Annotated in this window: 10 protein-coding genes and 1 pseudogene; 2 read left to right on the top strand and 9 right to left on the bottom strand. The window is 67.6% G+C overall.

Going from position 1 to position 14,161, the window contains the following annotated elements; all coding sequences use genetic code 11:
- Nucleotides 1-24: 24 nt before the first annotated feature.
- Together ASC95_RS08970 and ASC95_RS08965 are read right to left on the bottom strand one after the other, a co-directional pair.
- Nucleotides 25-612 carry a cohesin domain-containing protein gene (locus tag ASC95_RS08970; protein WP_082567646.1) on the bottom strand — a complete coding sequence of 196 codons (588 nt, stop codon included), beginning with the start codon at nt 610-612 and terminating at the stop codon, nt 25-27.
- Nucleotides 613-652: 40 nt separating this feature from the next.
- Nucleotides 653-2,758 (bottom strand): dockerin type I domain-containing protein, encoded by a 2,106-nt coding sequence (locus ASC95_RS08965; protein WP_057297406.1) that lies wholly within the window; start codon nt 2,756-2,758, stop codon nt 653-655.
- 179 nt (nt 2,759-2,937) lie between these two features.
- Here ASC95_RS08965 and ASC95_RS08960 point away from each other — a divergent pair, with 179 nt between their 5' ends.
- On the top strand, nt 2,938-3,693 hold the full coding sequence (locus tag ASC95_RS08960; protein WP_057297405.1) for a tRNA-uridine aminocarboxypropyltransferase: 756 nt from the start codon (nt 2,938-2,940) through the stop codon (nt 3,691-3,693).
- A gap of 56 nt (nt 3,694-3,749) precedes the next feature.
- On the opposite strand, the gene ASC95_RS08955 is transcribed toward ASC95_RS08960, so the two are convergent.
- From ASC95_RS08955 to ASC95_RS08945, 3 genes are read right to left on the bottom strand one after another with little or no spacing between them, the layout of a single operon-like run.
- Nucleotides 3,750-6,845: an efflux RND transporter permease subunit gene (locus ASC95_RS08955; RefSeq protein WP_057297404.1), complete on the bottom strand. Its 3,096-nt coding sequence runs from the start codon at nt 6,843-6,845 to the stop codon at nt 3,750-3,752.
- Nucleotides 6,842-7,954, bottom strand: coding sequence for an efflux RND transporter periplasmic adaptor subunit (locus tag ASC95_RS08950; RefSeq protein WP_162250744.1), 1,113 nt, complete (start codon nt 7,952-7,954; stop codon nt 6,842-6,844). The genes ASC95_RS08955 and ASC95_RS08950 overlap by 4 nt, the downstream gene beginning before the upstream one ends.
- Nucleotides 7,951-9,447, bottom strand: coding sequence for an efflux transporter outer membrane subunit (locus tag ASC95_RS08945; RefSeq protein WP_057297402.1), 1,497 nt, complete (start codon nt 9,445-9,447; stop codon nt 7,951-7,953). Before ASC95_RS08945 ends, ASC95_RS08950 begins: the two co-directional genes overlap by 4 nt.
- Before the next feature lie 67 nt (nt 9,448-9,514).
- On the opposite strand from ASC95_RS08945, the gene ASC95_RS08940 reads away from it, so the two are divergent.
- Nucleotides 9,515-10,165 (top strand): TetR/AcrR family transcriptional regulator, encoded by a 651-nt coding sequence (locus tag ASC95_RS08940; RefSeq protein ID WP_057297401.1) that lies wholly within the window; start codon nt 9,515-9,517, stop codon nt 10,163-10,165.
- Between the two features lie 280 nt (nt 10,166-10,445).
- Here ASC95_RS08940 and ASC95_RS29860 read toward each other — a convergent pair.
- From ASC95_RS29860 to ASC95_RS08925, 4 genes and pseudogenes are all read right to left on the bottom strand, one after another.
- Nucleotides 10,446-10,619 (bottom strand): annotated as a pseudogene (locus ASC95_RS29860) (tyrosine-type recombinase/integrase); the annotation flags it as partial.
- A gap of 257 nt (nt 10,620-10,876) precedes the next feature.
- Entirely contained in the window at nt 10,877-11,872 is a 996-nt protein-coding gene (locus ASC95_RS08935; protein ID WP_057297400.1) for a site-specific integrase, read from the bottom strand.
- Nucleotides 11,869-12,804 (bottom strand): tyrosine-type recombinase/integrase, encoded by a 936-nt coding sequence (locus tag ASC95_RS08930; protein WP_057297399.1) that lies wholly within the window; start codon nt 12,802-12,804, stop codon nt 11,869-11,871. The genes ASC95_RS08935 and ASC95_RS08930 overlap by 4 nt, the downstream gene beginning before the upstream one ends.
- On the bottom strand, nt 12,801-14,030 hold the full coding sequence (locus tag ASC95_RS08925; protein WP_162250743.1) for a site-specific integrase: 1,230 nt from the start codon (nt 14,028-14,030) through the stop codon (nt 12,801-12,803). Before ASC95_RS08925 ends, ASC95_RS08930 begins: the two co-directional genes overlap by 4 nt.
- Nucleotides 14,031-14,161: the final 131 nt, after the last annotated feature.

Genomic DNA, 14,161 nt, shown 5'->3' with positions numbered 1-14,161 from the left:
ATGCCGTCAAACGCGGCGTTCGGGTCAGGTTCGGTCTGGATTCGGCAACGTGTGCCGCCCCCGCCGCCGAGCGCCCGCCGTGAGGACGGCCAGCCCGATGCCGAACAGGGCAACGGACGCCGGCTCCGGCACGCTGGCAACGCTGATGGCCCCAGCCATGTGCGTCGTGGCGACCTCCATCAGTGCCGAATCGAGCAGCACGACATTCCCGAACGACAGGCTGCTTTGCCCTGCTGCCAGTGCGTGGAACGACAGGTGCACGATGAGGCCGTCGCCGCTGACGCCCGGGCCGGGACCGGCCAGGGTGTTGGCCGTGAATGACACCGTGCCGGCGCTGTTGTCGATGGTGCCGGGCAGGAAGAACGTCGCCCGGCCGCCGGCGGATAGGAAGTCCCCTTCCTGCACCGTGTTGGCCTGGACGATCGCCGGGTCGAAGGCGATGTCGAACTGGAAGGCGTACAGGTCCGGGGCATCCGCAACGAGTACGTCCAGCGTGAAGGTGTCGCCCACCTGCACTGCAGGCGCGGGGGCAGCGAAGGACAGGGTCGTCGCCGACACGGGCGCTGCCAGCATTGCCAGCACCATCCCGCACAGGCAAGTCAGTTTCGTCATTTCTTTCTCCTTGGATGGAATGCAGTTCGTTGACGGTCGCTCAGGGGCAGGTCGTGCCCGCCGGGAGCTTTTGCGCGATGAACGCCAGGTCCCGGATGTCGACGACGCCGTCGCCGTTCACGTCCGCTCTCGCGTCGAATCCGGGCATGCCGGCGCGCTTGCCGAACGCGGTCTTCACCACGGCCTGGTCGCGGCAGTCGATGGCGCCATCGAAGTTCACGTCGCCCGGCAACGCCACGACGGTGAAGCTGGCCGCACCCATGCCCGTGTTGCCGGCGACGTCGGTGGCGATGGCGCTGTAGCGGTGGCTGCCCGGGCCGAAGGAAGACGCCAGGCCGCGAATGTCGGCACAGTTGGTCGACGCCACGCCGGACTCCTTGTCCATGGCCTCGCACGTGATATCGACGCTCTGCCCCGGCGCGTACGAGCCCAGGTTGCCGCGGTAGACGACGGCGGGGGGTGTCTTGTCGATCTTGACCGTGACGATGTTGCTGCTGTCGCTCTTGTTGCCCGCGACATCGACGGCGTACTTCGAGCCGGAGGACACGGTGCCCTGCTTGCTCAGGACCAGGTCGTCGGGGCAGACCGCGACGCCCGAGCCGCCCGTGTCGGCGCAAGTGAAGCGCACGACCACGTCGCCGGTGTACCAGCCCGCTGCGCCGGGTTGCGTCGTCGCGGCTGCCTTGATGGTCGGCGGCTTCAGGTCGACCCTGACGGGGCTGGTCGTGAAGCTGACGCTGTAGCCACCGCCCGTCAGGGTGTAGCTGAAGCCGTTGGGCGTGTCCTCCGACACGACCGCTCGATTGCCGATGCAGACGACGTCGCACTGGGGCGTGATGACGACCTGCCGGTTGGTCCAGGTACCGGGGGTGTAGGGCCGGCTGTCCGAGGTCACCAGGGTGTAGCCGAAGGTCGGGCGGTTGAAGGTGACGCCTGCGTTCACGCTGGCTACCGCCGTGATGAAGCGCGACCCTGGGAAGTCCGCGCGGATGATGCCGATGCGGCGGCCGGCAACGTGGAACTCCGGGCGCATCACGTAGTCAGCGATCAGCGTGTTCATGCCCTCGTAGGAAATGGTGCACAGGCCGAGGGCGCAGGCGGTGCGCGGGAAGTCGGGAAAGGTGGAGGCGTCGGCGCTGGCGCCGTCCACCAGCCCGGTCGACAGGCGCGGGGCACCCGTCTCGGCGCTGGAATGGCCGCTGGCGAAGAAATAGGGAAACCCGCCGTCAGAGCCACCGCTGCCAACGTAGTAGAGGGCGTTCGTGCCGGTGATATTGGCTGCGTCTGCCAGATGGCTTTTGACGGGCAGCCAGAGTCGGTGATAGAGGTCCAGATTGCTGCGGAGTTTGTCGAACAGCACGGCCGTGTATCCCATCGAAACGATGGGCCGGTAGTAGTGGCGGGTGGACAACGGACCCATGTATTGGTGGGTCAGCAGGACCTTGCCGCGTGCGTCACACGAGTTCGGATCGGGTTTCGAATTGAGCGGGGGCACCGGGCCCAAGGTCAATGTGGCCGGACCCGGGCAAGTGGCGGGCAGCAGATAGTCCGCATACTTTTGACCTGTGGCCACGCCATCGATGACGGCGGGTTGGTCCAGCAATGCGTCGAGCGCAGGCGCTGGGTCGCATTTGCAGTCGGCCGTCTCCATGACGACGCTCATGATGACCAGTTCCGACGGGTTGCTTTTCAGGAAGGCGACGGTCGGCTGCAGTACGCCGCTTTTGAAAGGTAGGAACATGTCGACACCGCCGTGAAACACCAGCAGCGCGCAGTTCGGCGATTGGTAGTACTGGTTGCAGTCTTGAAGCGCAAGGAGGTCGTAGTACTTGAGCCGGATGTCCAGGTATCGGATGCCCGAATCCAGCTGCTCCCGGATGGTCATGGTCTGCGTCTGCGCGATGGGGCCGCCCACACCGTGGAAGGTTCCGCTGTCATGCGTACCCGGCAGGGACAGCTCGGTGAGCTTCTTCGTGGCGCCGAGGGTCAGCATCCACTGGGGGTTGTGCGCCGCAGGCCCGGAGTCGTGCCAGTAGGCGCCGTCGTTGTGGGCCAGCGCGGGGGCGGGGCAGCACAGCGCGGCCCCGGTCAGCGCCAGCAGCGCGGCAAGGCGCCTCCCGATACGCGAAATCGAGGAAGTCAGCATGGAAATCTCCCTGTCAACTGGGATCGGGCTGGCCGCCCATCCGCCGCGTCAACGGCTTTGGCCAGCTCGCAATCCACTCGTTGCAGGGCAGTCTAGGAAGCGCCACCTTGGTTGCACAGCCGACAGACGGATGGGATGGGGGCATCCGTTTGGATGAGCAGTGCTCCGACAATCCGCGCATGTCTCATGCCGTATCCCTTCTGCGCGCCGCGCGCCTGGCGAGTGCCACCAAGCCGTTCTCGGCTCGCGGCGGTTTCAAGCGCGAGCGCTGCGAAGGCTGCCGGCTGGTCTCCACGCACTGCATGTGCGCCTTGCGCCCGTCGGTGAACACGCGCGCAGCGGTGTGCCTGCTGATGGCCGACATCGAGCCGCTGAAGCCCACCAACACCGGTTGGCTGATCGCGGATACCGTCGCGGACACCTTCGCCTTCGGCTGGTCGCGAACCGAACCCGACCCAGCGCTGCTCGCCCTGTTGAGCGAGCCGGCCTGGGATCCCTACGTCGTCTTCCCGGGCCAGTACGCCACGCCGGAGCGTGTGGTGCATGCCATTCAGCCGCGCACAGCAGGCCGGGACGGCGCGACCAAGCGCCCGTTGTTCATCCTGCTGGACGGCACCTGGTCCGAGGCACGCAAGATGTTCAGCCGAAGCCCCTACCTGAACCACATGCCCGTGCTCAGCCTGGTGCCCGCCGAGGCCTCGCAATACAGGTTGCGCCGCTCACGTTGCAGCGACCATTTCTGCACCAGCGAGGTGGCCGCGCAGTGCCTGAGCCTGGCGGGTGACGAGGTCGCCGGCAAGACGCTTGACGCGTACCTGGGTGTCTTCACGCATCACTACCTCCAGGCCAAGAACCAGCTGCCCATCGCCTGGGAAAGCGCGGCGCATCGGCGCTTGGACGAGGTGCTGGCTCAGCAGGCGATGCGCGCCGCCTGACATCACGCGTGCCACGGCGAAGTGGCCCTGGGTCCAGTGCCCTGGGAGCAGCTCCGTCACGCGCTGGCTCCCATGAGTGCCTGGTCGGGCGCCCGCGCTGGGCTGTCACGCCGGACGCGGAACCAGGTGGCGTACAGCGCCGGGACGAAGACGAGGGTCAGCGCCGTGGCCACGACCAGGCCGCCCATGATCGAGATGGCCATCGGCCCCCAGAACACGCTGTGGGTCAGCGGGATCATGGCCAGCACCGCGGCTGCGGCCGTCAGCACGACGGGGCGCGAGCGCCGCACCGTGGCATCGACGATGGCGGCCCAGGGCGCCACGCCGCGTGCGATGTCCTGGTCGATCTGGTCGACGAGGATGATGGAGTTGCGCATGATCATCCCGCCCAGCGCAATCACGCCCAGCAGCGCGACGAAGCCGAACGGCGCATTGAAGAGCAGCAGTGCCGGCACCACGCCGATCAGCGCCAGCGGTGCTGTCATGAACACCATGAACAGCCGCGAGAAGCTTTGCAGCTGGATCATCAGCAGCGTCAGCATCACCGCGAACATCGCCGGGAACACCGCGAACAGCGCCTTGTTCGCCTTGTCGCTCTCCTCGATGGCGCCGCCTTCCTCGATGCGGTAACCCGCAGGCAGGCTGTCGATGATGGGCTGCAGCGACGGCCGGATCTGCGCCGTGGCGTAGGGGCCCTGCGCGCCGTCGACGACGTCGCTGCGCACCGTCAGCGCCATGTCGCGGTTGCGCCGCCACAGCACCGGCTCCTCGAAACCCGGCTCGACGCGCGCCACCTGGGACAGGGGCACGTTGACGCCGCTGCGCGTGAACAGTTGCAGGTCGCCGAGCTGGCCAATGTTCTTGCGCTCCTCGGGCGTCGCCCGCACGACCACGTCGACGAGTTCCTCGCCGCGGCGGATTTGCGTCACCGGCGCGCCGTCCAGCGTGGTCTGCACCAGGCCCTGGATGTCGGCGCTGGACAGGCCCAGCAGCCGCGCCTTGTCCTGATCGACGTGGACCTGCACCGAGCGGACCTGCTCGTTCCAGTCCAGTTGCGTGTCGCGCACCAGCGGGTTCTGGCGCACCGCGTCGCGCACCCGGTAGGCGATCTCGCGCACCTGCGCCTTGTCCGGGCCGATCACGCGGAACTGCACCGGAAAGCCCACCGGCGGTCCGAACTCCAGACGCGTCACGCGGGCGTTGACGTCGGGCAGGACTTCATCCTTGGCGAACAGCTCCATGAGACGGGCGCGCACGCGTTCGCGCTGTTCGGTACCCGCCGTCCTGACGACGATCTGCGCAAACCCCGGGTTCGGCAGCTCCGGCTGGATGGACAGATAGAAGCGCGGCGTGCCGGCGCCGGTGTAGGCGGTGAAGAACTCGATGTCCGGGTCCTTCGCCAGGCGCGCCTCAAGCAGCTTGACTTGGGCGGAGGTGGCGGCGAACGACGCGCCTTCGCGCAGCCGCAGTTCCACCAGCAGTTCGGGCCGTGACGCGGTCGGGAAGAACTGCTGCTGCACCGCCAGCATGCCGGCACCAGCGATGGCGAACAGCAGCACCGTGATGCCCAGCACCCAGGCCCGGCGCCGCACGGCCCAGTCGACGATGCCGCGCAGCCGGCGGTACACGGGCCGGTCGTAGGGGTCGTGGTGTGTGCCGGTTGCAAGATTCCTCGGCAGCAGCAGCACGCCAAGGTAGGGCGTGAACACCACGGCGACCACCCACGACAGGATCAGCGCCGCGCCGACGACCCAGAAGATGCCGCCCGCGTACTGGCCGGCGATCGACTTCGCGAAGCCCACCGGCATGAAGCCGGCTGCCGTGACCAGCGTGCCGGTCAGCATCGGAAACGCGGTGGACGTGTAGGCGTAGGTGGCGGCGCGCATGCGGTCCCAGCCTTCTTCCAGCTTCACCACCATCATCTCCACCGCGATGATGGCGTCGTCGACCAGCAGGCCCAGCGCGATGATCAACGCGCCCAGCGAGATGCGGTCCAGCGCCCAGCCGGCGGCGTACATGACGGCCGCCACCAGCCCGAGCACCAGCGGTACCGACGCGGCCACCACGATGCCGGTGCGCCAGCCCAGGAACAGGAAGGACACGGCCAGCACGATGGCCAGCGCCTCCAGGAACGAGCGCTCGAACTCCCAGACGGACTCCGCCACCACGCGCGGCTGGTCCGCGTACTGCTGGATCTGCACGCCCGCCGGGAGTTCCTGCCGCAGCTGCGCCAGCCGCTCGTCGAGCGCGCGCCCGAAGTCCAGCACGTTGCCGTTGGCCTGCATGGTTACGCCGATGGCCAGCACCGGCACGCCGTTGTGGCGGATGGTCATGCTCGGCGGATCTTCGTAGCCGGTGCGCACGGTCGCGATGTCGGCCAGCCGCAGCAGTTGGCCGCCCACCTCCAGCGTCACGTTGGCCACGTCGGCCGCGTTGCGCAGGCCGCCGTCCACCCGCACCTGCACGCGGTCGTGGGTGGTATCGGCCGAGCCCGCCGGGGCCACCAGGTTCTGCCGCGCCAGCGCGTCGAACACGGCCGTCGGGGCGATGCCCATCGCGGCCAGCCGCCGCGTCGAGATTTCAACGAACACGCGCTCGGCCTGCTTGCCCAGCACGTCGACCTTGGCGGCGCCGGCCACACTCTGGATGCGCCGCTTCACGTCTTCGGTGACCGTCAACAGCTCGGCCATGGCCAGCTCGGGCGCGCTCACCGCGTAGAGCACGCTGTAGCGGTCGTTGTACTCGTCGTTGAAGAACGGCCCGCGCACGCCTTCTGGGAACTCCTGGCGCACGTCACCGATCTTCTTGCGCACCTGGTACCAGGCGTTCTCCAGCTCCGCCTTGCTGCTGCCGCCCTTCATCCACAGCGTGATACCGCCGTAGCCCTGGCGCGCGAAGCTGCGCACGTAGTCGAAATGGTCCAGCTCCTGCAGCCGGCGCTCGATGCGGTTGAGCACCTCGTCCTGCACCTCCTGCGCGGTGGCGCCCGGCCACACGACGATGGCCGTCATCGTCGGCACGTCGAAGCTGGGGTCCTCCAGGCGGCCCAGCTTGCTGAACGAAAAGGCGCCGACGATGAGCGTGGCGATGATGAGGAACAGCACCATGGCCCGGTGCGTGACGGCCCATTGCGATGGGTTGAAGCGACTCATGACCCGCTCCTGGCGACTACAGCCGCGCCGGCTTCAGGCGCACGCTCGACGGCGCGCACGGTGATGCCGGCATCGAGCTTCTGCGCGCCGACGCTGACCACCCGGCTGCCGCCGGCCAGGCCGGTGACGTGCACTCGGGCGTCCTCCATGGCCACCACCTGCACCGGTGTGAACACCAGCCCGGAGCCCTTGGCGTTGAGCACCCAGACCCCTGCGGACGCGCTGGCCTTCACCAGCGCGGTGACCGGCACGGCGGTGGTCGCCGGCCCGGTCGCTTGCCCGGACAGGTTCAGCTGCATGGTGCTGCCCAGTGGCAGCGCGCCGACCTGCGCGCGCGATTCCGGCGCCGCGGCGTAGCGCACGCGGAAAGTCCGGCCCTGCGCACTGGCCAGCGGCGAGAGCTCGCGCAGCACCAGCCTCAAGGGTGACTTGGCGTCCTGCCAGGGCGTGGCCGTGGCGGTGAGCGCGCGCACCCGGCCGACCCAGGCCTCGGGCAGTTCGGCAACGATCTCGCGTTCGCCGTCGCGGGCCAGCGACAGCACTGGCTGGCCCTCGGCCACCACCTGGCCGCGCTCGAAGCGCAGCGCCGTGACCACGCCGGCATAGGGTGCCACCAGCGTCGCGTAGCCCTCGCGATTGCCTGCCAGGTCGAGCTGGCGGCGCGCCTGTTCGAGCCGGGCGGCGGCCGCGTCGGCACGCGCTTTCTGGCGCTCGTGGTCGGCAGCGCCCACGGAGCCGTCGGCCAGCAGGCGGCGCAAGCGCGCTTCGTCGGACGCGGCCTGCTGCGCATCCACCGACGCGGCCTGGACCTGATTGGCGGCGGCACTCACGGCCAGTTGATAGTCCGCCGGGTCCAGCCGCGCCAGCGCCTGGCCGGCCTTCACGGTGTCGCCCACCTCGACGAGCCTATCCACCACCTTGCCGCCGGTGCGAAAACCCAGCTCCGTCTCGACACGGGCGCGGACCACGGCGGTGAAGCTGCGGGTCTGCGCCGACACGGCGGGGCTCACGGTGGTGACGAAGACCGGCTTGGCGGCGGCGACCGGTGCGGGCGGGGCGCTGCAGCCGGCCACGGCCACGAGGGATACGGCGAAGAAAATTCTGTTCACTGGGATGCCCTCTCGGCGAAGTAAGTCATGGCACTGCCGGCACGGGTCGGCTCGAGACCGCCACCCAGGGCCTTGTAGAGCTGCACGTCGGCCAGCACCTGGTGCAGGCGGCTGTCCGCCAGGGTGAGCTCGCTGGACAGCACCGATCGCTGCACGTCGAGCAGCACCAGCAGGTCGATCTGTCCTTCACGCTGCAGCGATTGCGCGCGCTGCAGCGAGCGGCGGCGGTGATCGACCGTGCTGCTCAACGCAGCCGCTCGCTCGGCCTCCTGGGTGCGCACGAGCAGGCTGTCCTCGACCTCCTGCACGGCGACCAGCACCGCCTTCTGCCACACCAGCAGCGCCTCGTCGGCCCGTGCCGACTGCGCGCGGATGCCCGCGTCGATGCGGCCGGCGTTGAAGACCGGCATGGCAAAGGCCAGCGCGACGTTCGAAAAATGCACCGGCGCGAGGTCGAGTGCATTCAGCCGCAGGTCCTCGCGGCCGAACAAGGCACTCAGAAAAAGCTTGGGCCAGTATTGGGCTCGCGCTTCGGCGCCGCGCAACGTCTCTGCGGCAACGCGCGACTCGGCAGCGATCAGGTCGGGGCGGCGCCGCAGCAATTCGCTGGGCTGCCCGGCGCCGATCTCGCGCACGGCAGGCCAGGCAAAGCCTGCGTTCTCGTCGACGACGCGGGCCGACGGGTTGCGGCCCAGCAGCACGGCCAGCCGCGTCTGCGACGTGCCCACCAGCGTCCGCAACGGCGGCACTTGCGCGTCGAGCGCCCCGGCTTCGGCGCGCGCGCGATCCAGGTCAAAGGCACTGGCCTCGCCTTCGCGCAGGCGGCTGGCGACGCGCGCCGCCGTTTCGCGCTGGGCCGCCGCCAGAGCCTGCACGATGCGCAGACGCTCCTCGGCGCTACGCAGCACGAAGTACTGCCGCGCCACCTCGCTGGCCACCAGCAGCCGCGCGCCCTGGACACCCGCCGCTGCTGCGCCTGCATCAGCCTGCGCCGCGTCGCGTGCCGCACGCACACCGCCGGCGAGATCGATCTCCCAGGCCACGTCGACACCGGCGCGCAGCGCACGCGTGTCGGGCATGCCTTGCTTCACGGCTTGAGGCAGCCCACTGCCGCTGTGCGAGGCGAAGGCCTGCACGCCCACCGTGGGCCACAGACGAGAGGCCGCGGCATCGCGGCCGGCGCGGGCCTGGGCAACGCGTTGCAGCGCGATCGCCACATCCTGGTTGGCAGCCAAGGACGCTTCGACCAGCGCTGTCAGCACCGGATCGCCGTAGCCGGCCCACCAGGCGCCATCGAAGGCCTGGGCAGCGGCGGCGGCCGACCCGGCCTGCGCGAATGCCGCGGATAGCGGCACCGAAGGCGTCGACGGTTGCACGGGCGGTGCCGAGCAGGCCGACAGGATCGTCAGCGCCGCGGCGGCCGAGACGAGGCGGGTCGGTCGGGCGCCGGGGTGGCGATCGCCGTACGTGGCGGGTGTTGTGACGGTCTTCATATACTGTACTTGAGCGTCCAATAAGTATATTGGCATATAGTGGACTGTCAAGTACACAAAGACGGCGATGCCCGAAAACGAGAAGCCAGTCGAGTCCCCACCGCGTCGCGGCCGGCCGCGCGACCCCGAGCGCTTGCGGCGCATCGTGGAAGCGGCGCACAGCCACTTCAACGCGCACGGTCTGGAGCGGGCCAGCGTCGATGCCATCGCCGCCGAGGCCGGTGTCTCGAAGATGACCATCTACAGCCACTTCGGTTCGAAGGAGGGGCTGTTCGAGGCGGTGATTCGCGATCGCACCGACCGCGTCATGGGCGGGGTCGCTGGCGTCGAAGCGCTGGACCCGACGCAGCCTCAGAAGGCTTTGCTGGCCGTCGGAGAGCAGTTCCTGGCGCTCGCGCGCGAGGAGGAAGTGCTGGGCAAGTTTCGTTCGATCTATGGCGCCGCCGCGGTGCAGCGCGAGGCCTGCCTGGCCTTTTACAGGCAGGGGGCCGACCGGCTGATCGGCGACCTGGCGGCCTATCTGCGCCGCGCCGATGCGCAGGGCGCGCTGAACATCCGGCACCCGCGCCAGGCGGCGGATCTGTTCCTGTCCATGTTCCTTGGCGACGGCCACATCCGCGGGTTGTTGATGCTCGACATGCCCGACGCGCGGGAAGACAGAGCACTGCTGCGCGAGGCGGTGCGGGTGTTCATGGCGGCCTACGCGAAAGCACCTTGACGCCGCGGCCCGACGCGGACTTCGCTGGTAGAGCCGGTTCACGACGGTGCCCCTCAAACCGGGGCACGCTGCATCGCGAGACCTGTCCAGCGGCTCCTTGGAGCCTTTCAAGGTGAGGTGGAGATCCGAGGCGACATCGCCAACTACACCGACATCGCGCCGGTGCTCCAGTTCGGCAAGGTCATCGTCGAGCGGTCTGATCGTTGAACGCACCGGATCGGGTCTGAAGACACCTAGGCGCCTGGTCTCGGCCACGAGCGCAAGCTCGCCAGTGCCCGCTTCATGGCGCCCCGGTGGATGGCAATGCGTCCAGCGGACTTCGCACGGCACCGCCACCCAAACGCAGCACGTGGGTGTAGATCATGGTGGTGGCCACGTCGGCATGGCCCAGCAGTTCCTGGACGGTGCGAATATCGCTACCGCTTTGGAGCAGATGCGTCGCGAAGCAGTGCCGCCTATGCCGATATCGGCATAGGCGTCACTATTCCGAGTCAAGGAATATGCCGAGTAGCGGGAGCAAGGCGCTGTCATCGGGGGGATTGCAGGCTTCTCACGCAGGTTGAACTCGGCATATTCGGTGCTCATCGGCGACTCGNCTGCTGATCGTCACTATTCCGAGTCAAGGAATATGCCGAGTAGCGGGAGCAAGGCGCTGTCATCGGGGGGATTGCAGGCTTCTCACGCAGGTTGAACTCGGCATATTCGGTGGACTCACAGATCCTTGAGGAAGGCCATCAGCTGGTCGTCAGGCCGGAAGCGATTGACTCGACCCTTCACTGGATTGACCTTGTCGAGAGCGGCCTGTTTGATGTCGAGGTTCGCATCGAGATAGATCTGCGTTGTCGTGATCGACTCGTGGCCAAGCCAAAGTGCGATCACGCTGCGGTCGGCGCCTGCCTGCAGCAGTTCCATGGCAGTCGTGTGGCGAAGCACGTGCGGCGTCACATGCTTGTCTCGCAGGGACTCGCAGCTCTGGCGTGCTCGATCGACATGCTTGGCCAGCAGGAACTGCACGCCGTCTGGGCTTAGGCGGTTCCCGCGCGCGCTGGGGAAGACGATTGCGTCATCGCCGTCGGCGACCTCACGCAGCCAGGCGCCCAGCACTTCGGCAGTGGTCTTGGTCAGCGGCGTCGAGCGCTCCTTGCGGCCCTTGCCGAGTACACGGATGTGCGCCCCGGTACCGAGACAAACGGCGCGGCGACAGAGCCCGGTGATCTCCGATAGACGCAATCCGGTCTGCACGGCTACGAGCAGGAGCGCGTGATCACGTCGGCCGGCTAGGCTGCGACGGTCCGGCGCTCTAAGCAGCGCGTCGATCTCCTCGCGCATGAGAAAGCCGATCTGTGCCCGGCTGCAGCGCTTGCTGGGCATGGCCAGGACCCGCTGAATCTGGGCTGCGCAGTCAGGCATTTCGAAGGACGCATAGCGGAAGAACGAACGAATGGCGGTCAGCCGCAGATTGCGGCTGCTGGCGCCGATGCCTCGACTCTGCTGCAAGTCCTCCAAGAACGCTGCGACGAGAGGTGCGTCGATCTGCTCGAACTTCAAGCGCTGGGGAGCCACGCCGAGTCGCTGCTGCGCAAAGCGCAGCAGTTGCCGAAAGCAGTCTCTGTAAGAAGCAATCGTGTGGGGACTGCACTGGCGCTGCTGCATCAGCCGCTGGGTGAAAAAGCCTTGCAGCAGCGCGGCAAAGTTGGGCGCGGTCATGACCGATCCTCCCAGCGGCGCTCCACGCGCGCCATCGCCAGCGCCATGAGCTGTGGGTGCGCGCTGAGGTACCAATAGGTGTCACTGACATGCACGTGCCCGAGATAGGTGGACAGCACCGGCAAGCGCCGCTCAGCGTCCACGCCCGACCGGTACCAGCCCATCAGCGTCTCGACGGCGAATCGATGGCGAAAGTCGTGCAACCGCGGCCCGTGGCTGTCCTCCTGTCCGCGCAGCCCGATCTGGCGCGACAAGCTGTAGAAGGTACGTCTCACGTCGGCACCGTCAAGCGCGTGGCCTGTGCGGGTGACGAAGAGGTGAGCAGCATCGCGGCCACCCAGTTGCTTGGTGCGGCGCGCTGCATAGTCGGCCAAGACATCCCGGGTCGAAGCATGGATCGGCACCAACCGCGACTTGCCGAACTTGGTGCCGCGCACAGTGAGCACACCGGTGGCGAGGTCGACGTCGTCCAGCCTCAGCCGTAAGGCTTCGCCCACGCGCAGACCCGTCACGCTCAGCAAACCCAAGAGCGCGTAGTAGGTCCAGGGCCGTAGGCCCGCGACGCCATCAGGCAGTTGCAGCGCCTGCTTGAGCAGCAGCCGAACCTCGTCATGCGAATACAGGTACGGACGGGCACGCGCCGGTCGATACGGCAACAGGCCTGCCGGCGGGACTTCCGTGCTGGGATCAGTCGCGACGTGATGGCGTGCGAAGCCGCGAACAAAACTCAGACGTTGCGCCCAATGAGCCGGCTGCGAGTCTGGCGGCTGCTGCGCCCATTCCAAGGCAAGTCGCGTGGTGATGTTCTGGGCCTGCTGCCGCTCCATGAACGATGCGAAGTTCATCAGCGCCGCGCCCGCGCTGTGAAGCTTGAAGCCCAAGCTTCGGCGCAGCGCGAGGTAGTCCTTGATAGCCTCGGTCAGCGACTTCATTGCACACCTCCCGGCCACGCGATGGCCAAGGCATGCAGCGAGGCAAGGTCGACCTTGGCATATATCGTTGTGGTCTGCGGATTGCGATGACGAAGGATCTCGCCGATCTCGTTCAGCGACGCTCCGTTGCCGAGCATCTGAGTGGCCAGCGAGTGGCGCAACAGGTGCGCCCCCTTGCATGGCGAATCGATACCCGCGCGTCGCAGGGCGCGGAACACGATGCAGCTGACTGCGCTGGGGCCACGCAGTCCCTGTCGCGGTGCGCGCGATCGGATGAAGACATTGCGCACGCAGCACGCGGGGCGCCCGTCGCGCAGGTAGTCCGCCAAGGCAGCACCGACATCGGCCGGCATCGGCAGCCGGTCACAGCGCTGGGCCGGGCCACGGATGCGGATGGAGCCGTCATGCCAGTCGAGGTCATCCAGCGTGAGATCGACCACCTCTCCCGCACGAAGCCCCAGCCGTGCGAGCAGCAGCAGCACGGCGTAGTCCCGGCGACCGGTGGCGGTTCGCCGCTCGCACTGGACAAGCAGGGTGTGCACCTGGGAAGCCGATATCGCTCTTGGGATGCCCGACATCGACCAGTTCGCCACCGTCGGCACGCTGGCATGCAAGTCGGTGCGGATGTCGCCAAGGTAGCGGCCGTACTGCAGAAACGAACGCAACGCCGACGTCATGACCTTGGCCCGCTTCGAGTGCTGCAGGCGCTGCGCATCGAACTGTACGAAGCGGATAACCTGTGCTGCGGTGATCTCGGCGAGGAGGACTTCGCCATCGCCAAAGACGTGTTCGAGAAACCGTCCGACTGCGTCACCGTACAGACGGATGGATGCGGTGGCCAGCCCACGCTCGCACTGCAGGTAGTGCTCGAACTTCTGGCGGGTGTGGAGTCTCGGCGCTGTCGCGGTGGACTTCTGAGCATCGGCGGTGCCGTTGACCGAGACAAGTCTGATGAACTCGCGCAGCGTGAAGGCGTCGCCACGTCTGCGCCTTCGAAGCAGCCATCGATCACCGAGATAGTCGTCGATGACACTGGCCTCGACACCGCGAACACAGACCTCGCGCTGGTCGAGCCAAGTCGAGAAATCTTGCGCCAGTCGTGTTGCGCTGCTCAAAGACGCAGGCGCGTACCCACGGGACCGCATTTGCTCGGAAAACACGGGCACGAACGCCAGGAACGCGCCCTCTGCCGCCGCTGGCCGCTGAGCCTCGAATGTCTGAGTCACGATCATCTCCAGTCACACCACGAAGCGTGGCCAGAGAAAATATGCCGAGTGTTCTTCCCGCCCTGTCGCTTGCTGCGCGAGTACAGCGACACGGCTGTCTCGGCATATTCCTTGACTCGGAATAGTGCCGC

The organism is Pelomonas sp. Root1217, assembly GCF_001425705.1.
GTDB lineage: Bacteria > Pseudomonadota > Gammaproteobacteria > Burkholderiales > Burkholderiaceae_C > Pelomonas.
The sequence above is the reverse complement of the archived record's forward strand: the minus strand, read 5'-3'. Positions and strand labels throughout refer to the sequence as shown.

Excerpts from the sequence above, each read along its gene's own strand:
- ASC95_RS08970 (WP_082567646.1), bottom strand. The coding sequence starts at position 612 with ATGACGAAACTGACTTGCCTGTGCGGGATGGTGCTGGCAATGCTGGCA.
- ASC95_RS08965 (WP_057297406.1), bottom strand. The coding sequence starts at position 2,758 with ATGCTGACTTCCTCGATTTCGCGTATCGGGAGGCGCCTTGCCGCGCTG.
- ASC95_RS08960 (WP_057297405.1), top strand. The coding sequence starts at position 2,938 with ATGTCTCATGCCGTATCCCTTCTGCGCGCCGCGCGCCTGGCGAGTGCC.
- ASC95_RS08955 (WP_057297404.1), bottom strand. The coding sequence starts at position 6,845 with ATGAGTCGCTTCAACCCATCGCAATGGGCCGTCACGCACCGGGCCATG.
- ASC95_RS08945 (WP_057297402.1), bottom strand. The coding sequence starts at position 9,447 with ATGAAGACCGTCACAACACCCGCCACGTACGGCGATCGCCACCCCGGC.
- ASC95_RS08940 (WP_057297401.1), top strand. The coding sequence starts at position 9,515 with ATGCCCGAAAACGAGAAGCCAGTCGAGTCCCCACCGCGTCGCGGCCGG.
- ASC95_RS08935 (WP_057297400.1), bottom strand. The coding sequence starts at position 11,872 with ATGACCGCGCCCAACTTTGCCGCGCTGCTGCAAGGCTTTTTCACCCAG.
- ASC95_RS08930 (WP_057297399.1), bottom strand. The coding sequence starts at position 12,804 with ATGAAGTCGCTGACCGAGGCTATCAAGGACTACCTCGCGCTGCGCCGA.